This is a genomic window from Microbacterium aurum, from assembly GCF_016907815.1.
Lineage (GTDB): Bacteria > Actinomycetota > Actinomycetes > Actinomycetales > Microbacteriaceae > Microbacterium > Microbacterium aurum.
The window spans coordinates 2,793,498-2,818,746 of sequence record NZ_JAFBCQ010000001.1; the positions used below are offsets into that span (position 1 = coordinate 2,793,498).

Consider the following 25,249-nt stretch of genomic DNA (forward strand, 5'->3'; position numbering starts at 1 on the left):
TGCAGACGCTCCTGATGCAGACGCGGCGCTCACGGGGCTACTCCGTTCACGGTCAGGCCGGTGGCCTCTGGCAGGCCGAGGGCGATGTTCATCGACTGGATGGCGGCACCCGCGGTGCCCTTGACGAGGTTGTCGACGGCGGTGACGACGACGACGCGGTTCGCGGCACGGTCGACGGCGAGGCCGATCAGCGCCGTGTTGGCGCCCAGCACGTCGGCCGTCCGCGGGAAGTGTCCCTCGGGCAGCACCTGCACGAACGGCTCGTCGGCGTAGGCCTGCTCCCAGGCATCCCGGATCTGCGCATCGGTGACGCCGTTGGCGATCGGCGCCGTCGAGGTGGCCAGGATGCCGCGGGCCATCGGCACGAGCACCGGCGTGAACGAGATGCGGACATCGCCGGTGGCGCCGGCGGCCACGAGCGCCTGCCGGATCTCGGGGATGTGGCGATGCGTGCCGCCGACGGCGTACGGGTTCGCGGAGCCGAGGATCTCGGCGGCGAGGAGGTTGGTCTTGAGGCTCTTGCCCGCGCCGGACGGGCCGACCGCCAACACGGCGACGATGTCGGAAGAGTCGATGACGCCCGCCGCGACGCCCGGGGCGAGCGAGAGCGAGACGGTCGAGGCGTTGCAGCCCGGCGCGGCGATGCGCGTCGCACCGACAAGCGCCGCGCGACCGCCCGGCAGCTCGGGGACGCCGTACGCCCACGGCTCGTGGAACGTGCCGCCGTAGAAGGCGTCCCAGGCGTCCGGCGAGGTCAGCCGGTGATCGGCGCCGGCGTCGATGACGAGCGGCGCGTCCTGGAGCGCGTCGGTGTACTGACCCGACTGACCGTGCGGCAGCGCGAGGAAGACGACGTCGTGCCCCGCCAGCACCTCGGGCGTCGTCGGCTGGAGCGTCAGGTGCCGCAGCGAGCGCAGATGCGGCTGGTGGGCGATGAGCGGTTCGCCCGCGCTGGAGTGGGCGGTGACGGTGCGGATCTCCACCTCGGGGTGGGCGGCGAGCAGCCGCAGGATCTCACCGCCGGCGTAGCCGGAGGCGCCGGAGACGGCGACCGAAGAGGTCATTGTTCAACCTTATTGTCTGGAGACGGTGGGCTCGGAAACGGCGACACCGGCGACTCGACCCGCTTCGCACCGGGTGCGCGGGGAGATCGCGGGGTCGCCTAGAGTCGGCGGCCGGCCAGACGTCGGCGCGCGCGCAGCACCGTGGAGACGGCGAACGCGGGCGAAGACATGCCGTGACCCTAACGCGCGTCGGCGGACTCGCGCAAATCGCGGGGCGGATGCCGGTGGGTCAGGCGCCGGCGGGGCGATGGGGCGCCGGCGGCAGCGCCGCGATGAGCGCGAGTTCGTCGGCGCGGCTGAGGCCCGCCTGACGGCGGGCTCGGCGAGGGGCGCCGACTCATCGGCATCCGCCTCGTCGTCGGCCGCATAGGCCGAGACGCTCGAGACGAACGTGATGTGGCGGGCCCACTCGGACAGCGCCGTGGCAGCGGTGTACGGCGCGTCGCGACCCCCGCGGGCGAGGCAGGTGACCGAAGCCCCGGCATCCAGCCACCGCTCGGCGATGCGCGAGCCGAGCCAGCCCGTGCCGCCGAGGAGGAGGACGTCGGTCATGTCGTCGGGAACGCCTTGATCCGCACGAGCAGGTCCGGACCGGTGCCGTCCAGCGTGCGCCCGCCGAGGTGGATGCCGAGGGCGATCGCTCCCCCGCCGACGACCAGCGCCACGGCGAGCGAGATCCAGCCGAGCACCGCCGACCCGGTGACGAGTGCTGCGATGGCGACACCGAGCGCCGGGATGCCGACGACGAAGCACGCCGCGAGCACGACGAACACCAGCAGCCCGCTGACGAACGTCTGCCCCGGCACACTCTTGAACGGGCTGTCGCCGGGGGCGGCGACCGGCGTCACGATGAGCGCCGACGACACCGCCGTCACGGCGTAGCCCGCCAGCAGCAGGCCGAGGGCCGCGCCGAGGACGGCCGGCAGCAGGTCGACGCGACCGGCGATCACCGTCGTGACGACGCCGACGAGCACCGTCAGCGGCACCCCGACGCAGGCAGCGCCCAACAGCCGGCCGAGCCGGTCGTCGCGGCCTCGGATCGGGGCCGACAGCACCGAGGCGAACGCCGTGCCGTCGTAGGAGATGTCGGTGTAGCCCCCGATGCACAGGATGAAGGCGACGAACACCGCGGATCCGATGAACATGAAGCCCTGGGTGCCGCCGGTGAAGGCGAACAGCACCGGGAAGATCGGTACGACGAGCAGCTGACGCAGGTAGCGCGGATCGCGCAGCCACCCGGTGAGCGAGCGCGCCCACGTAGCGCCGACGCCGCCGGTCGGCATGCGCCCGAACCATCCCAGCGCCCCCGGCCGCACGGTGCGGGCGGCGGTGCGGTGACTTGTCGTCGCCGCCCGGGCGAGCGCGCGCGCCCACAACAGCCACAGCACGAGGAGGGTCGCGACCGCGATCGCGATCTTCGCGACCGCGGCGATCCCGGCGCCGTCGGCGATGTCGGCGGGGACGGCCCACGCCGCCGCGAGGGGCGTCCAGCCCAGGATGCCGGAGATCTGCATCAGCTTCGCGCCGCTCGCGCTGGCCGAGCTCAGCAGCGCGAGAGCACCGGTGACGATGGGGCCGGCGAGGATCAGCAGGACCAGCACGATCGTGCCCAGCGTCTCCCGCCCTCGCCGGTTGCCGCCGAGTCCGCTGGAGAGCGCGGTCACCAGGCGCGAGGCCACGACGCAGGTGACGACCGCGATCGCCAGACACGGCACGGCCACCACGGCGGCCACGGGCCACCGCAGCCACAGGATCAGCGTCGACAGCGCCGCGAGGGTCGTGACGATGCCGGGGATGCCGGTCAGTCCGGTCGCGGTGAGCGCCGCCATCACCTGCCGCGCGGTCAGAGGGAAGGGGGCGAGCTTCTCGGCATCCACCGTCGTCTCGGTGCCCGCGATGAGGATGGGACCCACGACCCATCCCAGCAGCAGGGCGGCACCGCCCAGCGTCGTCACGAGGCGGGCGACCTGGGTGCCGTCCAGCTGCGCGACGGCGACGAGCGCCGCGACGACCATGGCGAGGATCGACAGCGCCCACACGATGCCGAAGCAGAACCCGACGAGCTGCCAGGGCCGGCGGACGAGGCTGTTGCCGAGGATCCGGTACCGGAGCTTCAGGACTGTCGCAACCACTGCGGCCCCTCGCTCGTGTGGCGGCCTCCGACGAGGGAGACGAACCGATCCTGCAGGGTCTCGGCGCCGCGCACCTCGTCGACGGTTCCGGCGGCCAGCACGCGTCCGGCGGCGATGACGGCGACGTGGTCGCACATGCGCTGGACGAGGTCCATGGCGTGACTGGAGATAATGATCGTGCCGCCGGAGGCGGTGTACGAGCGCAGCACGTCCTCGATGTTGGCCGCCGAGACCGGGTCGACCGACTCGAACGGTTCGTCGAGGACGAGCAGGCGCGGGGCGTGGACGAGCGCGCACGCCAGCGCGATCTTCTTCGTCATGCCCGCCGAGTAGTCGGCCACGATCGTGCCGGCGGCCTCACCGAGGTCCATCAGCTCGATGAGGTCCTTCACCCGCCCGGCGATCTCAGTGCGCGGCAACGAGAACATCATCGCGGTGTACGTGATCAGCTGCTCCCCCGTCAGGCGATCGAACAGACGCACGCCGTCGGCGAGGTTGCCGATCATGGCCTTCGCCGCGACGGGGTTCGCCCACACGTCCACCCCGTGCACCCAGGCGCTGCCGGCGTCGGGGCGCAGGAGTCCCGTCGCCATCGACAAGGTCGTGGTCTTGCCGGCGCCGTTCGGCCCGACGAGCCCGAAGAACGAGCCCTGCGGTACCACGAGGTCGACGCCCGCGACGGCCGTCTTCTCACCGAAGCGTTTGACGAGCCCGGACAGGTGCAGGGCGGGGACGGGGGTGGCGGCGGTGTCGGTCATCCTGCCCGAGCCTAGTGAGCCTCGGCATCCGGCGCATCGGGGTGGCGGGCGCGTCCGGTCGCCGCCGCAAGGGATGCGGCTGTCACTCCCGGATGGTGGCGCCGTATCGCTCGGCGGCGACGGCGACGCCGGCGAGCTTGGCTTCGGTCGCTTCCGCCGCCGTCAGCGTGCGGTCGGGTGCGCGGAACCGCAGCGCGAACGTCAGGCTCTTCGTGCCCTCGGCCACGCCCTGCCCGCGGTAGTCGTCGACGAGCCGCAGCGACTCCAGCAGGTCGCCCGCGCCCTCGACGAGTGCGGCGCGCACATCGGCGGCCACGACGTCGACGCCGACGACGAGCGACACGTCCTGCGTCGCCGCCGGGAAACCCGACAGCGAGGCGGCGGCATCCGGCGCCCCGGCGAGGGACAGGATGCCGTCGAGGTCGAGTTCGGCGACGTACACCCGTCCCGGCAGGTCGGCGTCGGCCGCGACGGCGGGCAGCAGCTCGCCCACGTAGCCGACCTCGACCCCGGCGACCGACAGGATGCCGGTGCGCCCGGGGTGAAGGGCCGCGCGCTGCCCCTGGGCGACGTCGATGCGCACGCCTGCGGCGGCGCCGATCACCTCGACGGCGGCGAGCGCGTCGGCCAGCTCCACCGGTACGGCGGGGTGCGCCGGCTGCTTGGCCTGCAGGTTGCCGGTCAGCAGCACGGCGACGTGGCGCGGCTGCGGCGGGATCGCGGCGTTCAGCGCCGCGAGGGTCTCGTCGGTCGGACGCTGCGCGAGCGGCGGAACCTCGGCGGTCCCGTAGTCCACCCCCGCCTCGGGCGTGAACACGAGGCCCGTCTCGAACAGGGCGAGGTCGGTGAACCCTCGCGACAGGTTGCGGTGCGCGACCTGCACGAGGCCCGGCACGAGCGAGCGGCGCAGGTACGGCGCCTGACCGTCGAGGGGGTTCGCGAGCTTGACGGCGGGCACGTGCTCCCCCGACGCCGATCCGTGGAGGTCGTTCGCGTCGGCCGTGGCGAACGGGAACGACGGGGTCTCGACGAAGCCGGCGGCAGCCAGCGCGTTCGCGACACGACGGCGGCCCTTCTGCAGCGAGGTCAGGCCGCGGCCGGACGGCGGGGTCGGGAGGATCGACGGGATGCGGTCGAGGCCGTGGATGCGCGCGACCTCCTCCGCGAGCGTCCACTTGTCGGTGAGGTCGGGGCGCCAGGACGGCGGGATGACATCCCACCCGGCATCCGCCTCTTCGACGGGCGTGACCTCGCAGCCGATCATCTCCAGCGCGCCGGTGATCTCGGCATCCGTGTAGTCGACGCCGATGAGCGCCGGCACGAACGCTCGGGGCAGCAGGATCGAGGGCAGGAACACCTCGCCGTACAGCGCCCCGCCGAGCTCGGTATCGAGCGTCCCGCCGGCGAGGGAGACCATGAGGTCGGCGACGCGCCGCGCCGCGACGAACGGGATGAGCGGGTCGACGCCGCGCTCGAAGCGGCGCGACGCCTCGCTGGGCAGCTTGTGACGGCGGGCGCTGCGCGCGATCGTGACGGGATCGAAGTTCGCGGCCTCGATGAGCACGTCCCGGGTCGTGTCGCTCATCTCCGTGGTGCCGCCGCCCATGACGCCGGCGAGGCCGATCGGGCCGGACTCGTCGGTGATGAGCAGATCCTCGGCGCTGAGCGTGCGCTCCTTGCCGTCGAGGGTCACCAGCTTCTCGCCCTCGGTGGCCCGGCGCACCGTGATGCCGCCGGTGAGCTTGTCGAGGTCGTATCCGTGGATGGGGTTGCCGAGCTCGAGCATGACGTAGTTCGTGATGTCGATGAGGATGCCGAGGGAGCGGATGCCGGCGAGCGTGAGGCGCGCGATCATCCACGGCGGCGTGGGCCGTGACGGGTCGACGCCGCGCACGACGCGCGCGACGAACTCGCTCGCGCCGACCCGGCCGCGGATGGGCGCGACGTCATCGACGGCGACGGGGAAGCCGGAGCCCGGCTGCACGTCCTCCCACGTGTGGGCCGCGGGGTCGCGGAAGGCGGCGCCGGTGGCGTGCGCGTACTCGCGCGCGATGCCGCGGATCGAGAGGGCGTAGCCGCGGTCCGGCGTGACATTGACGTCGACCGCGACGTCGTCGAGGCCGAGGAGGGCGATCGCGTCGGTGCCGGGCGCGGGGTCGAGACCCAGCTCGGCGAGGCGCAGGATGCCGTTGTGCTCCTCCCCCAGGCCCAGCTCGCGCGCTGAGGCGATCATGCCGTCGGAGACGTGGCCGTAGGTCTTCCGCGCCGAGATCGGGAACGGGCCGGGCAGCACGGCGCCCGGCAGCGACACCACGACCTTGTCGCCGACCAGGAAGTTGGAGGCACCGCAGACGATGCCGCGGACATCTCGACCGGTCCCTGAGCTTGTCGAAGGGCCGACGTCCACCTGGCACCAGCGGATCGTCTTGCCGTTGGACTGCGGCTCGGCCTCGAACGAGAGCACCTGGCCGACGACGACAGGGCCGGAGACATCGAAGCCGACCGTCTCCTCCTCTTCGAAGCCGACCGACACGAGTGCGGCGAAGACGTCGTCGGTCGTGGCATCGGCCGGGACGTCGACGTACTCCCGCAGCCAGGACAGAGGGACGCGCATCAGACCACCATTCCGAACTGCTCACTGAAGCGGACATCGCCCTCGGCCATGTCGCGCATGTCCTGCACGTCGGAGCGGAACATGAGCGCCCGCTCCACCCCCATCCCGAACGCGAACCCGGAGTAGACATCGGGGTCGATGCCGGCGGCGCGCAGCACGTTGGGGTTCACCATCCCGCATCCGCCCCACTCGATCCAGCGGGCACCGCCCTTGAAGCTCGGGTGCCAGAGGTCGAGCTCGGCGGAGGGCTCGGTGAACGGGAAGAAATTGGTGCGGAACCGGGTCTTCGCCTCGGGTCCGAACAGCTGGCGGGCGACGTGGTCGAGCGTCCCCTTGAGGTTCGCCATCGTGATGCCCTTGTCGACCACGAGCCCCTCGAACTGCACGAACGCCGGCAGGTGCGTCGCGTCGAACTCGTCGGTGCGGTAGACGCGGCCGGGGCACAGCACGTAGATCGGCACATCGCGCTCCAGCATGGAGCGCACCTGCACGGGGCTCGTGTGGGTGCGCATGACGAGGTGACGCGACGGCGGGTCGACGTAGAACGTGTCCTGTTCCTGGCGGGCGGGGTGGTCGACGTCGAAGTTCAGCGCGTCGAAGTTGAACCACTCGTGCTCGAGCTCGGGGCCCTCGGCGATCTCCCAACCCATGCCGACGAACAGGTCGGCGATCTCCTCCTGCAGGAGCGAGACGGGATGCCGGGCACCGACGCGCCCCCGAGGGGCGATCGCGGTGATGTCGACCCGCTCGGCCTCCAGCCGCGCGGCGTCCTCGGCCGCGGCGAGCGCGGCTTCGCGGGCGACGAGCGCCTGGTTCACCTGACCGCGCGCCTGCCCGACGAGCTTGCCGAACGCAGCCTTCTGATCGTTCGGGACGTTCCGCAGCTGGGCGTTCAGCCGTGCGAGCGGCGAGCCCTCGCCGCTGTGCGCCGCCCGGGCGGCCTTGAGGTCCGCCGTGGAGCCGGCCGCGGCGGTCGCCGCCAGCGCGTCGGCGACGGCGGCATCCACTGCTTCTTGCGTGATCTCGGGTGCGTCAGACACAAGAGCCGAGTCTACCGGCGGGCCGCCCCCTGCCCGTCGCACCCACTCGCCCGCACCCGTCCGCTCGCCCGGACTATCGACACCCCAACGCAGAATCGGAGATGGTGAACGGATTCGGATGCGCGCGCCGGACGGACTAGACGAGACCGCCGCGGGTGTTCTCCGACCTGCGCGCCTCGGCATTCGCCTGGGCCAAGGCGATCGCCCGGGTCGGATCCGCGGTGTCGTCCGCCGCCCGCGTGCGCGACCCGCGCTTGCCGCCGCTCGCCGTGCGGCGCGCGAGCCATCTGGCGAACCACGACAGCGTGAGGTTGATCGCGAGGTAGATGACGAGGCAGACGAAGAACAGCGAGAACAGGTACTTGTTGCCGAAGTAGCTGGCGAGACGGTTCATCATGACGCGGACGAGCTCGTCGTACGCGACGATATAGCCGAGCGAGGTGTCCTTCAGCAGCACGACGAGCTGCGCGACGATGATCGGCAGCATCTGGCGGAACGCCTGGGGGAACTCCACGAGCAGCTTCGCCTGCATCGTGCGCATGCCGACGCTGAGCGCGGCCTCGCGCTGCCCGCGCGGCAACGCCGCGAGCCCGGCGCGCAGCGCCTCACCGATCAGCGTGCCGTTGTACAGCGCCAGCGCGATCACGACCGCCCAGAACGACCCCGTGGACGCCACGAGGAGGATGAACAGCATCATCAGCAGGACGGGCATGCCCCGCAGGAACTCGAGCACCCACGCCGTCGGGATGCGGATCCACGCGATCTCCGAGCTGCGCAGCAACGAGAACACGACGCCGAGCACGAGCGCGAACGCCGCGGCCACCGCGGCAGCCTGCAGCGTGCCGACGACACCGCGGCCGATCGACTCCCAGACGACCGGGTCACTGAAGATGTCCCAGCGCGAACCGTCGAGGATGGGTGCGACCTTCACCCCGCCCGACTCGCGGGGCTGCGCCAGCATCCACACCACCCAGCCGAGGATCCCGGCGATCAGCGCGCCGCCGACGAGCGAAGCGATGAGCGAGATACTCCGCGCGCGGGGCCCCGGTGCGTCGAACAGGACGCTTGCGCCGCTCATCGCTTCACCACCAGCCGACGCTCGAGCTGCGCGGCCGCGAAACCGAGCGGCACGGTGATGACGAGGTAGAGCGCGGCAGCCGTGGCGAGGATCGGGATCACCATGTTTCCGTTGTCGTTGGCGAGTTGGCGCGTCGCCGCGAAGATCTCCACGACGAAGAAGCCTCCCGCGACCGAGGTGTTCTTCGTCAGTGCGATGAACACATTGATCAGCGGCGGGATGGTCATCCGGAACGCCTGCGGCAGAACGACGAGGGACACGGTCTGACCGAACCCGAGACCGATGCTGCGGGCGGCCTCGGCCTGGCCCACCGGCACGCCGTTGATGCCGGAGCGCAGCGCCTCGGCGACGAACGGAGAGGTGTAGTAGGCCAGCGCCGCGATGGCCAGTGCGAGGTAGGGGACGCGCACGCCGAGGAACGGCATGACGAACGCGAAGAAGAAGAAGACGAGCGTGAGGGGGGTGTTGCGGGCCAGTTCGGTCCACGCCGCCGCGAACCAGCGCAGCGAGGCGACGGGGGAGATCCGCATCGCCGCGATGACCGTGCCGAGGACGAGGGCGAGCACCCCCGAGACCGCCAGCAGGAGCAGGGTCACCCGGAACCCCTCCCAGAAGGTCGGGGCCAAGGACAGGTACTGATCCACCCGTCGTTCCTCTCGTAGATTTCAGCAGAGACCGGGATGCCCCGGCCGGAGAGCGGCCGGGGCATCCGTCCAATCAGTAGCGGTCGACGGCGGGCGGCTCGACGAAGTCGAGCACGGTGCCGGCGGTCTTGTTCCAGGCCTCCTCGTAGCGACCATCTGCGTAGATCTTCTCGAGGGTGTCGTTGATCCACATGCGGAAGTCGGTGTCATCGAGCTTCAGGCCGATGCCGTAGGGCTCCTGCGTGAAGGGCTTGCCGACGACCTTGAACTCGCCCTCGTTCTGCGCGGCGAGGCCGGCGAGGATGACGTTGTCGGTCGAGACGGCGACCACGTTGCCCTGGCGCAGCGGCTCGAGGCAGTTCGAGTAGGTGTCGGTGAGCACCGGCTCGGCGCCGAGCTCGGCGAGCTTCGCGGCCGGGGTCGACCCGGTGACGGAGCACACGGGCTTGCCCACGAGGTCCTTCTCGCTCTTGATGTCGTCGTTGTCGGCGAGCACCAGGATCGACTGCCCGGCCATGTAATACGGACCGGCGAAGGACACGACCTCCTTGCGCTTGTCGTTGATCGTGTAGGTCGCGATGACCAGATCGACTTCGCCGTTCTGGATGAAGGGCTCGCGGTTGGCCGAGACCGCCTCCTTCCACGTGATCTTGTCTTCGGCGATGCCCAGTTCGCTGGCGATCAGCTTGCCGATCTCGACGTCGAAGCCTTCGGGCTTTCCGTCGGGGCCGACGAGACCGAACAACGGCTGGTCGAACTTCGTTCCGATGGTGATCTCCCCGGCCTCGTTCAGCGCGGCCATCGTCGTGCCCGCCTCGAAGCTCACGTCCGGTTCCGGAGTGGCGCTGTCGGTGGCGGCAGGCGTCGAGCCGCCCGCGCACGCCGAGAGAGCCAGCGCGCCGGCGGCGGCAAGCGCGATCAGAGGAATTCGCATTCGCTTCATGTCATGTTCCTTTGCTGTGTGTTCGACCCCGAGGGGCCTCGGTCACGGCCGCCAGGCAGCCGGGTCTGGTGTCAGTGCGCGAGGATCTTCGAGAGGAAGTCCTTCGCGCGCGTGCTCTCCGGAGCGGTGAAGAACTTCTCCGGCACGGCCTCTTCGACGATGGCTCCGTCGGCCATGAACAGGACGCGATCGGCCGCCTTCCGGGCGAAGCCCATCTCGTGGGTGACCACGATCATGGTCATGCCGTCCTGGGCGAGGCCGACCATGACATCGAGCACCTCGTTGATCATCTCGGGATCGAGGGCGCTCGTCGGCTCGTCCATCAGAATGAGCTTCGGGTCCATCGCCAGGGAGCGGGCGATGGCCACGCGCTGCTGCTGACCGCCGGAGAGCTGGTTGGGCATCTTGTGGGCCTGGTTGGCCACACCGACGCGATCGAGGAGTGCCAGCGCCTTCGCCTCGGCATCCTTCTTCGAGACCCTCCGCACCTTAATGGGGCCGAGCGTGACGTTCTCGAGCACGGTCTTGTGGGCGAACAGATTGAACGACTGGAACACCATGCCGACGTCGGCACGCAGCTCGGCGAGTGCCCGCCCCTCCTCGGGCAGCGGCACCCCGTCGATACTGATCGAGCCGGAGTCGATCGTCTCGAGACGGTTGATGGCTCGGCAGAGCGTCGACTTCCCCGATCCGGAGGGGCCGATCACGACGACGACCTCACCACGGTTCACGACGGTGTTGATGTCTTTGAGCACGTGGAGGTCGCCGAAATGCTTGTCGACGTGCTCGATCCGAACGAGGGGCTCCCCGCGGCGCACGCTGATGTTCGAGGTCGCAGGGGCAGAGTTCGGGGTCGCCATGGGGCCAGCCTAGGCAGTACCCCCGTGGCCGACCGACGTTCTCCACAGATCTTGACCGAGTCGTAACCCGGTCGGAACATGTCCGCCTCAGGAGCCGGCGCGTTGCGCGAAGGCCGTCTCGTACAGGCAGACGCTCGCCGCCGTCGCGAGGTTCAGGGACTCCGCGCGTCCGTAGATCGGCAGGCGCAGCGCGAGATCCGCCAGGCCCCGCGACGACTCGTCGAGGCCGCGCGCCTCGTTGCCGAACAGCCACGCAGTGGGTTCGGCGAGCAGGTCGCGCCGGGCGAGGAAGTCGTCGCCGCCGACATCTGCGGCGATGACACGAAGGCCCGCCTCGTGCGCCCGCTCGACCACGGTGGACAGCTCGAGGCCGACCGCGATCGGCAGGTGGAACAGCGACCCGGTCGTCGCGCGGACGACCTTGGGGTTGTAGGGGTCGACGGTGCGCCCCGTGAGGACGACGGCGTCCGCCCCGGCGGCATCGGCGGCGCGGATGATCGTGCCGAGGTTGCCGGGGTCGCGCACCTCCTCGCAGATCGCGACGAGGCGGGGCCCGGCGGCGAAGACGTCCCGCAGGGACGTCGGCGACTGCCGCGCGACGGCGACGATGCCCTGCGGGGTGACCGTGTCGGCCATGGCGTCCAGGACCGCTTCGGTGGTGAGGACGATCTCGACCCCGGCATCCTTCGCCCCGTCGCGGATGTCCTGGTGGCGCTCCATCGCCGAGGGCGTCGCGAACACCTCGACGAGGGTGTCCGGGCGGAACGCCAGGGCCTCCCGAGCGGCCTGGGGGCCCTCGAGGAGGAACAGACCGGTCTCCTGCCGGGCGCTGCGCTTGGTCAGCTTGGCGACGGCGCGCACGCGGGGGGAACGCGGGTTCTCGAGCACGCTCTCATCCTACGGAGAAAGGGTGTCCCCCGAATGGAGGACACCCTTTGCCGTGTGCTGCTGCGGTGCTTACGCCTTGGGCGCGTTGACGTCCGCGGGCAGAGCGTTCTTGGCCGTCTCGACGAGCGACGCGAACGTCTTGGGCTCGTTCACGGCGAGCTCGGCGAGCATGCGACGGTCGACCTGCACACCCGCAAGGCCGAGACCCTGGATGAAACGGTTGTACGTCAGGCCGTTCGCGCGGCTGGCGGCGTTGATGCGCTGGATCCACAGGCGGCGGAAGTCGCCCTTGCGCTTGCGACGGTCGCGGTACGCGTAGACGAGCGAGTGGGTGACCTGCTCCTTCGCCTTGCGGTACAGGCGCGAACGCTGTCCGCGGTAACCGGAGGCGCGCTCGAGGATGACGCGACGCTTCTTGTGGGCGTTGACAGCCCGCTTGACTCTAGCCATTTCTTCTACTTCCTAACGTTGCGTCGGCGCTCAGATGCCGAGGAGCTTCTTGGCGACCTTGGCGTCGCCGGGAGCCAGGATCTTGTCGGCCGACAGGCGGCGGGTGCGCTTGGTCGGCTTGCCCTCGAAGTTGTGGCGGAGGTTCGCCTGCTGCTTCTTGATCTTTCCGCTACCGGTGACCTTGAAGCGCTTCTTGGCACCCGAGTGGGTCTTCTGCTTCGGCATGTCTCTATCCTTCGTTGTGGTTCCCGCGGGGCGGGAGTCTGTGGTGCCGGTGACGCTGCTATTCGGCAGCGGCGTCGTCGGCGGCGGGGGCGTCCGCGGTGACGGTCTTCGCCTGGCGCGCCGCCTCCTTGTTGGCAGCACGCTGCGCGTTCTGCTCGGTCTTGACCTCGGACTTGTTCTTGTGCGGTGCGATCACCATCACCATGTTGCGGCCGTCGATCGTGGGGTTGGACTCCACGGTGCCGAACTCGGCGACATCCTCCGCGAACTTGCGGAGCAGGCGCACACCCTGCTCGGGCCGGGACTGCTCACGGCCGCGGAAGAGGATCATGGCCTTGACCTTGTCGCCCGCCTGCAGGAAGCCCTCGGCGCGCTTGAGCTTCGTCGTGTAGTCGTGCGCCTCGATCTTCAGGCGGAAACGGACCTCCTTGAGGACCGTGTTGGCCTGATTGCGTCGCGCTTCCTTGGCCTTCTGGGCAGCCTCGTACTTGAACTTGCCGTAGTCCATGATCTTGACCACGGGAGGCTTCGAGTTGGGGGCGACCTCGACCAGGTCGAGGTCTGCTTCCTGAGCGAGGCGCAGTGCGGCCTCGATGCGGACGACACCGACCTGCTCACCGTTCGGCCCGACGAGGCGGACCTCGGGGACGCGGATGCGGTCGTTGGTGCGGGGATCGCTGATGCGGAACTCCTTAGTCGTACGGGTGGGTGCCACCGGGACACGGGAGGTGTCTCGGGCGGAAGAGTCTCACGTCCACCCCGCACGACGCGCACGTCGGCTTCGTCTGCACCCTGATCCCCGCCGCAGACCGGCGTGGCTACCCCGACGAGCGGGGCGGAGTGCGTGACCCGGTAGCCTGGAGCGGCAAGCGCGGGTGGGATGTGATCCTCTTTCGATCCGGAGCAGAACACTCCGGCGCCCGCTCAGTCTAGCAGAGAGCAGCACGTGGACACGATCGACGCCCCCGACCCGCACGACGCCGAGCGCCTGGCCCGCTGGGAGGAGCAGGAGCGCGCCGCCGCGGCGGCCAGCCGCGACATCGCCGACGTCCCCGCTGTCGAGGTGATCACGACCGCCGCCGTGCACCTCATGAGCGCCGCCGCCGTGAAGACGGGACTCGCCGACGACCCCGACACGCAGCTCGATCTGGATGAGGCGCGCAAGCTCATCAACGCCCTCGCCGGGCTCATCACCGCCGGCGCTCCCGAGATCAGCGACATGCACGCGCGGTCCCTCCGCGACGGCCTGCGCTCGCTGCAGCTGGCCTTCCGTGAGGCCTCCGTCATCCCGGACGCGATCGGCAAGGGTCCCGGCGAGAAGTGGACCGGGCCGGTCACCTGACCCCGCGGAGCGGGTCTGGGGTCAGGCGCGGACGAGTTTGACCGTGAGCGAGTCGACGAGCACGGCGATGCGGTCGTCGGCCGCCCAGCGAGCGGCGAGCCGCTGCAGGACCGCGTCGAGCTCGCCCTGATCGAGCCCGTCGATCAGATGCAGCCGCACGACGAGCTCCGGGCCGCGCAGGCGCGCGTGCGGGTCGCCGGCCGCGACGGACAGATCGAGCACGCCCAGCTCACCGCCGATCGATTCCTGCAGCCCCGCGAAGACCTCCGGCGAGGCGTGCGCCGGCTCCCAGGGATGACCCTGCCCGATCGCCCAGACCGCGGGACGGCGCAACACGAACTCCGTGGCGGATGCCGGGTCGATGACGATCAGATCGGTGTCATCGGCCGCGGCCGACAGCGCCGTGCGCACACCGTCGGCGGGCACTGGCCGCGCCTTCGGGTCCCACGCCGCCATCGCGGTCACCGAGGTGAACACCGGCAGGACCTTGCGCCCGTCGGGAGCGGCCACGGTCACGATCGACAGCTCCTGCGTCTTGTCGACCGGCAGCCCGTACGGTCCGACCTCCGGTTCGAGCGCCTGGCCGGCGCTCCCCGTCTCCGCCACGAGCGGGATCAGCAGCCGCGCCGTGCGGTAGGCCTCGACCACGGCGACGGCGTCGCCCTGGCCGGCGTGGAACGCGGTCAGTGCCGCCAGCAGCGCCGGGTCGGCCGAGCCGTCGTCGCCGGAATGGGGATTCGGCTCGAACGAACGCCCCTCCCAGGGGACTCCGGCCGAGTCGGCGGGGTGCTCAGCCTGCGGCGACATCCAGCGCCTCAGCCAGCGTGAACGCTCCGGCGTAGAGAGCCTTGCCCACGATGGCGCCCTCCACACCGAGCGGGACGAGCTCGCGCAGCGCCGCGATGTCGTCGAGGTTGGAGATGCCGCCGGAGGCGACGACAGGCTTCACGGTGCGTGAGGTCACTTCGCGCAGCAGGTCGAGGTTCGGGCCCTTCAGCGTGCCGTCCTTGGTGACGTCGGTGACGACGTAACGGCTGCATCCGGCATCCTCCAGGCGCGCCAGCACCTGCCACAGGTCGCCGCCGTCGCGGGTCCAGCCGCGGGCGGCCAGCGTCGTGCCGCGCACATCGAGCCCGACGGCGATGGCGTCGCCGTAGCGGCCGATGACGTCGGCGGCCCATTCCGGGTTCTCCAGCGCGGCGGTGCCGAGGTTGATGCGCGCGGCCCCGGACTCCAACGCCGCCTCCAGCGTCGCGTCGTCGCGGATGCCGCCGGACAGCTCCACCTGCACGCCCTTGAGCTGCTTGATGACCTTGCGCAGTACCGCCGCGTTGCTGCCGCGACCGAACGCGGCGTCGAGGTCGACGAGGTGCACCCACTGCGCGCCGTCACGGGCCCAGGTCAGCGCCGCCTCGACGGGGTCGCCGTAGCTCGTCTCGGTGCCGGCCTCACCCTGCGTCAGCCGCACCGCCTTTCCGTCGGCGACGTCGACAGCAGGCAACAGGATCAGTTCGGGGGTCGACGCGAAATCGTTCATGGCTCCAGTGGGTGGGTCATCTCCCCGCGTGTGCGGGTGCGGTGAATGCAAGACAAGGAGAGAGACTACCCGGCCGACGGCAACGCCGAGATCCAGTTGCCGAGCAGGCGGATGCCGGCGGCACCGCTCTTCTCGGGATGGAACTGCGTCGCCGACAGCGGTCCGTTCTCGACGGCCGCCAGGAACGGCGTACCGTAATCGCACCAGGTCAGCACCGGCTCGCGGAACGGCCGCATGACCTCGAGCGACCAGTGCTGGGCGCCGTAGGAGTGCACGAAGTAGAAGCGCTCGTCGGCGATGCCGTCGAACAGCACCGAGCCCTCCCCCGCCCGGACGGTGTTCCACCCCATGTGCGGCAGCACGGGCGCATCGAGCTCGGTGACCGCGCCGGGCCATTCGCCGAGCCCCTCGGTCTCCTCACCGCGCTCGACCCCGTGCTCGAACAGCACCTGCATGCCGACGCAGATCCCGAGGACCGGACGCCCGCCGGCCAGCCGCCGTTCGATCGCCTCGTCGCCGCGGCTCGCCCGCAGCGCCTCCATGACGGCGCGGAACGCACCCACGCCGGGGACGACGAGACCCGCGGCATCCTGGATCAGTCCCCGATCCGCCGTCAGCCGGGCGTCCGCGCCGGCCGCCGCGAGCGCCTTGACGGCGGAGTGGACGTTGCCCGACCCGTAGTCCAGCACCGCGACGAGGGGCCGCGTCGCGGCGTCGGTCACAGCGCGCCCTTCGTGCTGGGAACGCCCTGCACCAGCGGGTCGAGCGCCTTCGCCTGCCGGAACGCCCGCGCGAACGCCTTGTACTCGGCCTCGGCGATGTGGTGCGGATCGCGACCGCCGAGCACCGTGACGTGGACCGTGAGGCCGCCGTTGAAGGCCAGCGCCTCGAACGTGTGCCGCACGAGCGATCCGGTGAAGTGGCCGCCGATGAGGTGGTGCTCGTAGCCGACGGGCTCGCCGGTGTGCACGAGATAGGGGCGCCCGCTGATGTCGACGACGGCCTGCGCCAGCGCCTCGTCCAGCGGCACGAGCGCGTCGCCGTAGCGCGAGATGCCACTCTTGTCCCCCAGCGCCTGACGGATCGCCTGTCCCAGCACGATCGCGACGTCCTCGACGGTGTGGTGGGCGTCGATGTCGGTGTCGCCGGAGGCGCGCACCGTGAGATCGGTCAGCGAGTGCTTCGCGAACGCCGTCAGCAGGTGGTCGAAGAACGGCACCGTGGTGTCGATGTGGCTCTGACCGGTGCCGTCGAGGTCGAGCTCGAGTTCGACCGTCGATTCGCTCGTCGCGCGGCGGATCGCCGCCGTCCGGGACGCAGGAGTGCTCATGCCGCGAGTCTATCGGCGCCGTGCGCCGCGCCGACGTCGGCCGGATGCCGCGACGCGGGCTACGCGCGGCCGGCGTCGCCGATCGACGCGAGCGCGTCGAGGAACGCTGTCGACTCCGCTTCAGTGCCGGCCGTGACCCGCAGGCTGTGCGCGATGCCGACATCGCGGATCAGCACGCCCCGGTCGTACAGCGCGTGCCAGGTCGCCGCAGGGTCGGCGACACCGGAGAACAGCACGAAGTTCGTCCAGCTCTCGTAGGGCGTGTAGCCCAGCGCGGCGAGCGTCGCGGAGATGCGATCGCGCTGCGCGACGATGTCGTCGACCATCGCGAGCATGGCCGGCGCGTGACGCAGTGCCGCGACAGCGGCCGCCTGAGTGAGCGCGCTGAGGTGGTAGGGCAGGCGGACGAGGCGCAGGGCGTCGATCACGGCGGGGTCGGCGGCGAGGTAGCCCACGCGCGCGCCGGCGAAAGCGAACGCCTTGCTCATCGTGCGCGAGACGACGAGCCGCTCCCGGCCCGGCAATAGCGTCAGGGCCGAGCGGGAGTCGCGGGGCGCGAACTCCTGGTACGCCTCGTCGACGATCACGATGCCGTCGGTCGCGTCGTACACCGCTTCGATGACGTCGAGCCCGAGCGGGGTGCCGGTCGGATTGTTCGGCGCGCACAGGAACACGACGTCGGGCCGAGCCTGCGCGACCTGCGCGGCGGCGTCCTCGGGGGCGAGCGTGTAGTCCACCCCGCGCGTGCCGGACACGTACGATGCGCCGGTCGCACGGGTCAGCAGCGGATACATGGAGTAGGTCGGGGCGAACCCGAACGCGGTGCGTCCCGGGCCGGCGAACGCCTGCAGCAGGTGCTGCAGCACCTCGTTGGAACCATTGGCCGCCCAGATCTGATCGGGGGCAAGACCGTGACCGAGGTAATCGGCGAAGCCCTCGCGTAGCGCGGTGAACTCGCGGTCCGGGTAGCGGTTGACCTCGCGCAGCGCGCGCGCGATGCCGTCGAGGATGTCGTCGGCGACCTCCTCTGGGACGGGGTGGGTGTTCTCGTTGACGTTCAGCGCGACCGGCAGCGGCGCCTGCGGTGCACCGTACGGCGTGAGACCGCGGAGGTCGGGACGGAGGAGGTTCTCCAGCGAGTTGGGGAGGTCTTCGAGACGGGCGCTCACCCTGACCATCGTAGAGGGCGGGTCAGCGTGCGGCGCTGTACTCCAGCGGGATCGCGATGGTCTCGCCGGCGTCGAGGCTGCCCGACGGCAGGGCGTTCAGCCGCATGATCGCATCGACGACGTCGCGCGGGTCCGCCTGCGGCGCGACGCTCTCGGCGATCGACCACAGGGTGTCGCCGGGCATGACGGTGACCTTCTCGAGTGCGGCGCCTGCGCCGCTGTCGGACGTGGCGAGTGCGCCACCGCCGGAGATGATCGCGATGCTGAGGGCGACGATCGCCGGCACCGATGCGAGGAAGGCCAGGACCCGGCGACCGCGACGCGTCAGCCGCAGTCGCGTCGCGGGTGCGGCGCCGAGCACGGCGCGGCGGGGCGAAGCGCCGAGGATGTCGATCGTGGTCATGGGTTCCTCCTCAAGGACGGATGCCTGCGGATGTCAGAGATTCGCACCCGACTCTCGGCCGGGAGAGTCGGATGCGAATCTCTGTACCGAAGCTATCTTCGATATAATCTGATTGTCAAGCCCTCCCCGGATCGGAGATGGATCGAACGCGACACGCGTGGCGCTGCGAGCGGAGACCTCCGGAACCGGATACGGTTTCGACAAGATGACCCCATCACCAACCTCCGACATTCGAAGGCGACGCCTTCCGGAGGCCGCGATCGAAGGAGCGCGCGACATGGCCGACAAGCCTCAGACCCGCCGACGCAAGAGCCTGAGCGACAAGCAGCTGAAGATCCTCGAGGTGATCCAGGCCTCCATCGCGCGGCACGGCTATCCGCCCAGCATGCGCGAGATCGGCGACGCCGTCGGACTGAAGTCGCTCTCCAGCGTCACCCACCAGCTGAATCAGCTCGAGCTGAGCGGCTACCTGCGCCGCGACGCCGGCAAGACGCGCGCGATGGAGGTCCTCATCGACCTGCCGGGCTCGGCAGCCGAGAACCCCGCCGACATGACGCCGGCCCTCGGCGACGCGGCGCTCGTTCCGCTCGTCGGACGCATCGCCGCCGGCGTCCCCATCACCGCCGACCAGCAGGTCGAGGAGATCTTCCCGCTTCCCCGCCAGCTCGTGGGCAAGGGCGACCTGTTCATGCTGAAGGTCAGCGGAGAGTCGATGATCGACGCGGCCATCTGCGACGGCGACTGGGTCGTGGTGCGTTCGCAGCCGAACGCCGACAACGGCGACATCGTCGCCGCCATGCTCGACGGCGAGGCGACCGTGAAGACCTTCCGCCAGCGCGACGGTCACACCTGGCTCCTCCCCCGCAACAGTGCGTTCGAGCCGATCCTCGGCGACGACGCCGTCGTGCTCGGCAAGGTCGTCGCCGTGCTCCGCGCCGTCTGAGTCACCCGTCGAGGCTGAGGTCCGGAGCACTCCGCCTGCCGCGGGCCGTGCGCGCGCCACGGCGCCGGCCTGGCCCTGCTCATCGGAGCGGGCTCGCTCGCGGTGGGCGTCGCGATCGGCTCCGCCGCCATGGGAAGCGTCGCGACCGATCTCGACCTGTCCCCCACCGGGCTTGCCGTCGTCTACGCGCAGCTGTCCGGGCAGACGGCGCACACCGCCGCGGTCCTCGCCGTGGTGGCGGACGCGGCGACCACGGTGCGGTGAGACGCTGTCCGGTGAGACGCCACGCCCACTGCCGCCGGGTGGTGAGACTCAGCCGATGGGCTGCAACTCGCCGCGCACCCGGTCCGCGGCTGTCACGAGGTTCCGCAGCGACGCCACCGTCTCGTCGTACCCCCGCGTCTTCAGGCCGCAGTCGGGGTTGACCCACACCTGCCGCAGCGGCAGTTCAGCGGCGGCGCGACGCAGCAGGGACTCGATCTCAGCGCTGCTCGGCACGCGCGGGGAGTGGATGTCGTAGACGCCGGGACCGATGCCCGCCGCGAATCCCGACGCGGCGATGTCGCCGATCACCTCACCACGGCTGCGCGCCGCCTCGATCGAGGTGACGTCGGCATCCAGCGCGGCGATCGCCTCGATGACGACACCGAACTCCGAGTAGCAGAGATGAGTGTGGATCTGCGTCGGCGCTGCCGCCCCCGCCGTCGCGATGCGGAAGGCGCGCACCGACCAGTCGAGGTACGACGCCTGATCGGCGCGGCGCAGCGGCAGCAGCTCACGGAGGGCGGGCTCGTCGACCTGGATGATCCGGATGCCGGCGTCTTCGAGGTCCGCGATCTCATCCCGAAGGGCGAGCGCGACCTGGTTCGCCGTGTCGGCGAGCGGCTGGTCGTCGCGGACGAACGACCACGCCAGGATCGTGACGGGGCCGGTCAGCATCCCCTTGACGTGCTTGTCCGACAGGGACTGCGCGAAGCGCGCCCAGTCGACCGTGATCGGCGCCGGCCGTGCGACGTCGCCCCACAGGATCGACGGGCGCGTGGCCCGCGACCCGTATGACTGCACCCAGCCGTGCTGCGTCACGGCGAAGCCGTCGAGGTGCTCGGCGAAGTACTGCACCATGTCGTTGCGCTCCGCCTCGCCGTGCACGAGCACGTCCAGCCCGAGGTCTTCCTGCAGCGCGATCACCCGCGCGATCTCGTCACGCAGGAACTGCGCGTACTCAGCAGCGGTGAGCTCGCCGCGGCCGTGCGCGGCGCGGGCGCGGCGGATGTCGCCCGTCTGCGGGAAGGAGCCGATCGTCGTGGTCGGCAGGACGGGAAGCCCCAGCGACTCCTGCGCGGCGGCCCGCAGCTCGAGGTCGCCGCGCTCCGCGTCGGCCGGCGTCAGCGCGGCGGCACGGCTCCGCACCGCCCCGTCCCGCACGCCCGGCGCGCTGCGACGGTCGGCGAGCGCGGCCGCGGCGTCGGCGATGTCGGCCGCGATCGCCGCGGGCCCATCGGTGAGTCCACGGGCGAGCGTGACGACCTGCGCGACCTTCTGGTCGGCGAACGCGAGCCAGGATGCCAGACGCGCATCCAGCGCGGTCTCGTCGGCGACGTCGTGCGGCACGTGCTGCAGCGATGTGGACGTCCCGGCCGCGACGCCCGCCGCGCCGAGACCGGCCAGCGAGGCCAGGCGCTCGGCTGCGGCACCCAGGTCGCCGCGCCAGATGTTGCGACCGTCGATCACACCGCCGACGAGCGTCTTGCCAGCCAGCCCCGGTACCGCCGTCGGGACGCCACCGCGGTGCAGGTCGATCGCGAGCGCCTCGACCGGCGCTGCGCCGAGCGCGCGCCATGCCTCAGGTGTGAGCGGACCGTAGCCGGCGGCGACGAGGATGGCGGGGCGCTCCGTCGCCGCCCCGAGCACGGCGTAGGCACGCGCGGCCGCGGCGGCGAGAGAGGCGGCATCCACATCAAGGCTCTCGCTCACGAGGGCGTGCTCGTCGAGCTGCACCCATTCGGCGCCCGCCCGGCGGAGTGCCCCGAGCAGGTCGGCGTACACCGCCAGCAGGTCATCGAGCCGGTCGAGCGGCGCGAACCCTGCGGGAGCCGCGTCGGAGGACTTCGCCAGCGCGAGCAGGGTGACCGGGCCGACGATCACGGGCCGCACCGTCACGCCGTCGGCGCGCGCCTCGGCGACCTGCCGGGCGAACCGATCGCTGGAGAGCCGGAAGTCGGTCTCGGGGCCGATCTCGGGGACGAGGTAGTGGTAGTTCGTGTCGAACCATTTGGTCATCTCCAGCGGCGCAGCCTCACCGAGACCGCGCGCCGCCGCGAAGTATGCCGCCAGCGGAATCGACCCGTCGGCAGCCCGCAGCGCGCCGAACCGCTCCGGCAGCGCGCCGACGGTGAGGGCGGCGTCGAGCACCTGGTCGTAGAAGGAGAACGACTCCGGAATCGCCGAGTCGCCGCGGCCGAGCCCGAGGGTGGCGAGGCGCTCCCGCGTCGCGCGGCGCAGCTCGGTCGTGACGCGGTCGAGCTCGGCCTCATCGATCTCCCCGGCCCAGTGCTGCTCGAGGGCACGCTTGAGCTCCCGGCGCCGTCCGATGCGGGGGTAGCCGAGGATGGTGCCGGCGGGGAAGGCGGGAGCGGTCATGCGAGGGTCTCCTGTTCGATGAGGCCGGCGGCGCGCAGCACCGCCAGTACGGTCTCGTGGTTGTTGAAGGCGTACAGATGGATGCCGGGCGCGCCGCCGTCCAGGACGGCACGGGCGAGATCCGCCGCGTGGGCGATGCCGACGGCGCGCTGCGCCGCGGCCTCCGTCGCCGTCTCCAGCGCCTCCCCGAGGTCGTCCGGCCGCGGATCACCGGTGAGTTCCAGCACGCGACGCAGACGCGCCGGGGAGGTGATCGGCATGATGCCGGGGACGATCGGGATGCGCACCCCCGCGGCGCGGGCACGCTCGACGAAGGCGAGGTACTCATCGGCGTGGAAGAACAGCTGCGTGATCGCCGACGTGGCGCCCGCGGCCTGCTTCGCCAGCAGCGCATCGATGTCCTCGAAACGGTGACGCGAGCGCGGATGCCCGTTCGGGAATGCGGCCACGGCGATCTCGACGCGGGACGCCGGCTGCACCCGCGCGGCGCCGGGCACCCCGGGGATCTCCTGCTCGCGGTACGGCGAGCACTCCGCCTGCACCCGGTCGATGAGCTGCACCAGCTGTGCGGCCGACTCGAGGTCGCCGAGATAGATGTCCTCCTCGGCGGTACCGGCCGGCGGATCCCCCCGTAAGGCGAGGAAACGCGTGATCCCGGCGTCGAGGAACTCGCGGATGACCGCCGTCGCGTCGGCGTAGGTGCTGCCGACGCAGGTCAGGTGAGCGACGGGCGGCACGGCGGTCTCGCGGAGGATGTGGGTGAGCACCGCGAGGGACCGGTCGGTCGTCGAGCCGCCCGCGCCGAAGGTCACCGAGATGAACCGCGGCCCGGCGTCGGCGAGCACCCGGATGGTCTCATAGAGGGCGGGAAGGCCCGCGGCGGTGCGCGGCGGGTAGATCTCGAACGAGAACGGCGCGGCGGCGTCGGCCGGCACCGGAGTGTCGGGGGACGTCTCGGGGAGGAACATCGTCGCGCGGGTCATCGTCGCTCTCGGGTCAGGGTCGGTCAGCCGGTCGGCCGCGGATGCGCGCACACGTGCGCTCGTCGCGGGCGGGTGCCGGGCTCGGCTGTCGCTCCTGCCCGGTCGGTGCCGGGCGCGTGCCCGCAGCTGCGGGCGTCGATGCGTCCACTGTAGGGGCGTGCGATGGCCGCGCGCGCTGTATGACGGCAGATGTCATCTCGCCGGTAGCGTGGCCGGATGACCGCTGCGCACCCCGACCGCCCCGAGACGTCCGAGACCTCCGCGCTCCCGACCCTCCCCTACGGCAGCTGGCCGTCGCCGCTGACGGCGGAGTGGGCCTCGGCGGCGTCGCCGCGGCTGGAGGGCGCGGCCTTCGTCGGCGACGAGATCTGGTGGGGGCAGTCGGTCCCCGCCGAGGGCGGCCGCACCGCGGTGTTCCGCCGCGCGCTGACGGCGACGGCAACCGCGATCGAGACCGTGCTGCCGACCCCGTGGAGCGCCCGGTCGACGGTGCACGACTACGGCGGCGGCGCGTGGGCCGCGACGGACGACGGCCGCCTGTTCTTCGTCGAGAAGAGCGACCAGCAGGTCTGGCGGCTGCTCCCCGGCGGCGCGCCGCAGCCACTCACGGCGGACCCTGCCCACCGCTACGGCGGCCTCCGCTGGGGTGCGGGCACCCTCCTCGCGGTGCGCGAACGCGCCACCGGTGCCGACGCGGCCGGCGACGTGACGGCGGCGGCCGGGACCGACGCCGCGACGCGTGCGATCGTGGCGATCGACGTCGCGACCGGCGACGTGCGGACGCTTGCGACGGGAACCGATTTCGTCGCCCAGCCGACCCTGTCTCCCGACGGCGCGCTGCTGGCGTGGATCGGGTGGGACGACCCCGACATGCCGTGGGATCACAGCCGGCTGCGCATCGCCCGGATCGACGGTGACACCCCCGCCGCCCCCGTCGACGTCGCGGGCGGCTCCGGCGCGGTCCTGCAGCCGGAGTGGCGTGACGAGCGCACCCTCGTGTTCCTCGACGACACCACCGGTTTCTGGAACCCGTGGCAGGTGAGCGCGGATGCCGGCATCCCGCCGATCCCTCTCGCGCCCGCCGACGCGGACACCGGCGGACCGCTGTGGTCGCTGGGCATGCGCTGGTACGGCGTCCTCGACGGCGGACGGATCCTCGCCGTCCGCAGCGACGGCTCCGACCGCCTCGTGCTCATCGGTCCCACAGGCGACGTGAGCCCCGTCGCGCTGCCGGCGACCGGGGACCTCCTCATCGAGGCGGTGCGCGGTCACCAGGCGCTCGTCTCGGGGACGGCGCCCGAGACGACGGGCATCTGGCTCATCGACGCGGATGCCGGGACCGCCCGACAGGTCGTCGGCGCGTCCCTGGGGATCGACCGCGCGTGGCTGCCGCGCACGGCGCCGCTGACGGTGTCCGGGTCTTCCGGCGACGTGCACGCCTTCGTCCATCCCCCGGCAAGCCCGGAGGTGCGGGGCGCGGACGGCGAGCGCCCGCCGTACCTCGTGCTCGTCCACGGCGGTCCCACCGGGCGCGCGACGGGCGTCGCCGACAGCCGCGTGCTGTTCTTCACGAGCCGCGGCATCGGCGTCCTGGAGGTGAACTACGGCGGCTCGACCGGATACGGGCGCGCCTATCGCGAGCGGCTCCGCGGGCAGTGGGGCGTGGTGGATGTCGCGGACGTCGCCGCCGCGGCATCCGGCCTCGCGGCGACCGGAGCCGCCGATCCCGCCCGCCTCGCGATCAAGGGCGGCTCGGCGGGCGGCTGGACCGTGCTCGCGGCGCTCGCCCGCACCGATGTGTTCGCCGCCGGGATCTCCCGCTACGGCGTCGGCGACGCCCGTGCGCTGGCCGCGGCATCCCACGGCTTCGAGGCGCACTACCTCGACGGTCTCATCGGCCCGCTGCCCGAGGCCGAGGAGGTCTACCGGGAGCGGTCGCCGCTGACCCACATCGAGGGGTTCGACGTGCCGGTGCTCCTGCTGCAGGGCTCCGACGACCCCGTCGTCCCGCCGTCGCAGGCCGAGGCCATCCGCGACGCGCTCGCCGCGCACGGCGTGCCGCACGCCTACGTCCGCTACGAGGGCGAGGGCCACGGCTTCCGGCGTGCCGAGACGATCGTGCACGCTCTGGAGACCGAACTCGCCTTCGTGGGACAGGTCTTCGGGTTCGAGACCCCCGGCATCCCTCCGGTCACGCTGACCTGAG

26 protein-coding genes are annotated in these 25,249 nt (G+C 71.4%); 4 read left to right on the top strand and 22 right to left on the bottom strand.

All coding sequences use genetic code 11. The annotated features are described in order from the left end of the window. Positions 1-29: 29 nt before the first annotated feature. From argC to infC, 14 genes are all read right to left on the bottom strand, one after another. Positions 30-1,064: an N-acetyl-gamma-glutamyl-phosphate reductase gene (argC, locus tag JOD60_RS13770; protein WP_076691206.1), complete on the bottom strand. Its 1,035-nt coding sequence runs from the start codon at positions 1,062-1,064 to the stop codon at positions 30-32. Between the two features lie 9 nt (positions 1,065-1,073). Beyond that, positions 1,074-1,616: a hypothetical protein gene (locus JOD60_RS17225; protein WP_307823874.1), complete on the bottom strand. Its 543-nt coding sequence runs from the start codon at positions 1,614-1,616 to the stop codon at positions 1,074-1,076. Beyond that, complete coding sequence (locus JOD60_RS13780) at positions 1,613-3,196, bottom strand: hypothetical protein (RefSeq protein WP_076691207.1); 1,584 nt, start codon at positions 3,194-3,196, stop codon at positions 1,613-1,615. The genes JOD60_RS17225 and JOD60_RS13780 overlap by 4 nt, the downstream gene beginning before the upstream one ends. After that, complete coding sequence (locus JOD60_RS13785) at positions 3,178-3,954, bottom strand: ABC transporter ATP-binding protein (RefSeq protein WP_076691208.1); 777 nt, start codon at positions 3,952-3,954, stop codon at positions 3,178-3,180. The genes JOD60_RS13780 and JOD60_RS13785 overlap by 19 nt, the downstream gene beginning before the upstream one ends. 82 nt (positions 3,955-4,036) lie before the next feature. Next, on the bottom strand, positions 4,037-6,568 hold the full coding sequence (gene pheT / locus JOD60_RS13790) for a phenylalanine--tRNA ligase subunit beta (protein WP_076691209.1): 2,532 nt from the start codon (positions 6,566-6,568) through the stop codon (positions 4,037-4,039). Next, positions 6,568-7,608 carry a phenylalanine--tRNA ligase subunit alpha gene (pheS, locus tag JOD60_RS13795; RefSeq protein WP_076691210.1) on the bottom strand — a complete coding sequence of 347 codons (1,041 nt, stop codon included), beginning with the start codon at positions 7,606-7,608 and terminating at the stop codon, positions 6,568-6,570. Before pheS ends, pheT begins: the two co-directional genes overlap by 1 nt. A 136-nt stretch (positions 7,609-7,744) precedes the next feature. Continuing rightward, complete coding sequence (locus tag JOD60_RS13800; protein WP_076691211.1) at positions 7,745-8,686, bottom strand: amino acid ABC transporter permease; 942 nt, start codon at positions 8,684-8,686, stop codon at positions 7,745-7,747. After that, the gene (locus JOD60_RS13805) at positions 8,683-9,330 is read right to left on the bottom strand and encodes an amino acid ABC transporter permease (protein ID WP_076691212.1); all 648 of its coding nucleotides are present in this window, start codon (positions 9,328-9,330) and stop codon (positions 8,683-8,685) included. Before JOD60_RS13805 ends, JOD60_RS13800 begins: the two co-directional genes overlap by 4 nt. Positions 9,331-9,403: 73 nt before the next feature. After that, complete coding sequence (locus JOD60_RS13810) at positions 9,404-10,273, bottom strand: glutamate ABC transporter substrate-binding protein (protein WP_076691213.1); 870 nt, start codon at positions 10,271-10,273, stop codon at positions 9,404-9,406. Positions 10,274-10,344: 71 nt separating this feature from the next. Beyond that, a complete protein-coding gene (locus JOD60_RS13815) occupies positions 10,345-11,133 on the bottom strand; it encodes an amino acid ABC transporter ATP-binding protein (RefSeq protein ID WP_076691214.1) in 789 nt (262 codons plus the stop codon). An 87-nt stretch (positions 11,134-11,220) separates the two neighbouring features. Then, on the bottom strand, positions 11,221-12,021 hold the full coding sequence (locus tag JOD60_RS13820; protein WP_076691215.1) for a TrmH family RNA methyltransferase: 801 nt from the start codon (positions 12,019-12,021) through the stop codon (positions 11,221-11,223). Positions 12,022-12,090: 69 nt separating this feature from the next. Further along, the gene (gene rplT / locus JOD60_RS13825; protein ID WP_076691216.1) at positions 12,091-12,471 is read right to left on the bottom strand and encodes a 50S ribosomal protein L20; all 381 of its coding nucleotides are present in this window, start codon (positions 12,469-12,471) and stop codon (positions 12,091-12,093) included. A 30-nt stretch (positions 12,472-12,501) separates the two neighbouring features. Next, positions 12,502-12,696 (bottom strand): 50S ribosomal protein L35, encoded by a 195-nt coding sequence (gene rpmI, locus JOD60_RS13830; RefSeq protein ID WP_005048908.1) that lies wholly within the window; start codon positions 12,694-12,696, stop codon positions 12,502-12,504. 58 nt (positions 12,697-12,754) lie between these two features. Further along, entirely contained in the window at positions 12,755-13,411 is a 657-nt protein-coding gene (gene infC / locus JOD60_RS13835) for a translation initiation factor IF-3 (RefSeq protein WP_076691217.1), read from the bottom strand. A 231-nt stretch (positions 13,412-13,642) separates the two neighbouring features. Here infC and JOD60_RS13840 point away from each other — a divergent pair, with 231 nt between their 5' ends. Continuing rightward, positions 13,643-14,038 (top strand): DUF1844 domain-containing protein, encoded by a 396-nt coding sequence (locus JOD60_RS13840; RefSeq protein ID WP_076691218.1) that lies wholly within the window; start codon positions 13,643-13,645, stop codon positions 14,036-14,038. Between the two features lie 21 nt (positions 14,039-14,059). Here JOD60_RS13840 and JOD60_RS13845 read toward each other — a convergent pair whose 3' ends face one another. From JOD60_RS13845 to JOD60_RS13870, 6 genes are all read right to left on the bottom strand, one after another. Further along, entirely contained in the window at positions 14,060-14,845 is a 786-nt protein-coding gene (locus JOD60_RS13845; RefSeq protein ID WP_076691219.1) for an SseB family protein, read from the bottom strand. Beyond that, positions 14,829-15,575: a bifunctional 1-(5-phosphoribosyl)-5-((5-phosphoribosylamino)methylideneamino)imidazole-4-carboxamide isomerase/phosphoribosylanthranilate isomerase PriA gene (gene priA / locus JOD60_RS13850; RefSeq protein WP_076691220.1), complete on the bottom strand. Its 747-nt coding sequence runs from the start codon at positions 15,573-15,575 to the stop codon at positions 14,829-14,831. The genes JOD60_RS13845 and priA overlap by 17 nt, the downstream gene beginning before the upstream one ends. 65 nt (positions 15,576-15,640) lie before the next feature. After that, entirely contained in the window at positions 15,641-16,297 is a 657-nt protein-coding gene (gene hisH / locus JOD60_RS13855) for an imidazole glycerol phosphate synthase subunit HisH (RefSeq protein ID WP_076691221.1), read from the bottom strand. After that, positions 16,294-16,905, bottom strand: coding sequence for an imidazoleglycerol-phosphate dehydratase HisB (hisB, locus tag JOD60_RS13860; protein WP_076691222.1), 612 nt, complete (start codon positions 16,903-16,905; stop codon positions 16,294-16,296). The genes hisH and hisB overlap by 4 nt, the downstream gene beginning before the upstream one ends. 59 nt (positions 16,906-16,964) lie before the next feature. Beyond that, complete coding sequence (locus JOD60_RS13865) at positions 16,965-18,083, bottom strand: histidinol-phosphate transaminase (protein ID WP_076691223.1); 1,119 nt, start codon at positions 18,081-18,083, stop codon at positions 16,965-16,967. A 13-nt stretch (positions 18,084-18,096) separates the two neighbouring features. Next, positions 18,097-18,477 carry a LysM peptidoglycan-binding domain-containing protein gene (locus JOD60_RS13870; RefSeq protein WP_076691224.1) on the bottom strand — a complete coding sequence of 127 codons (381 nt, stop codon included), beginning with the start codon at positions 18,475-18,477 and terminating at the stop codon, positions 18,097-18,099. Positions 18,478-18,754: 277 nt separating this feature from the next. On the opposite strand from JOD60_RS13870, the gene lexA reads away from it, so the two are divergent. Both lexA and JOD60_RS17055 read left to right on the top strand, forming a co-directional pair. Beyond that, positions 18,755-19,420, top strand: coding sequence for a transcriptional repressor LexA (lexA, locus tag JOD60_RS13875; RefSeq protein WP_076691225.1), 666 nt, complete (start codon positions 18,755-18,757; stop codon positions 19,418-19,420). Between the two features lie 129 nt (positions 19,421-19,549). Further along, positions 19,550-19,684 carry a hypothetical protein gene (locus tag JOD60_RS17055; RefSeq protein ID WP_269746934.1) on the top strand — a complete coding sequence of 45 codons (135 nt, stop codon included), beginning with the start codon at positions 19,550-19,552 and terminating at the stop codon, positions 19,682-19,684. 48 nt (positions 19,685-19,732) lie between these two features. On the opposite strand, the gene metE is transcribed toward JOD60_RS17055, so the two are convergent. Both metE and JOD60_RS13885 read right to left on the bottom strand, forming a co-directional pair. Next, entirely contained in the window at positions 19,733-22,060 is a 2,328-nt protein-coding gene (gene metE, locus JOD60_RS13880) for a 5-methyltetrahydropteroyltriglutamate--homocysteine S-methyltransferase (protein WP_076691226.1), read from the bottom strand. After that, on the bottom strand, positions 22,057-23,094 hold the full coding sequence (locus JOD60_RS13885; RefSeq protein ID WP_076691227.1) for a methylenetetrahydrofolate reductase: 1,038 nt from the start codon (positions 23,092-23,094) through the stop codon (positions 22,057-22,059). The genes metE and JOD60_RS13885 overlap by 4 nt, the downstream gene beginning before the upstream one ends. A gap of 165 nt (positions 23,095-23,259) precedes the next feature. Here JOD60_RS13885 and JOD60_RS13890 point away from each other — a divergent pair, with 165 nt between their 5' ends. Then, the gene (locus tag JOD60_RS13890) at positions 23,260-25,248 is read left to right on the top strand and encodes a S9 family peptidase (RefSeq protein ID WP_076691228.1); all 1,989 of its coding nucleotides are present in this window, start codon (positions 23,260-23,262) and stop codon (positions 25,246-25,248) included. The last annotated feature ends 1 nt before the right edge of the window (position 25,249 follow it).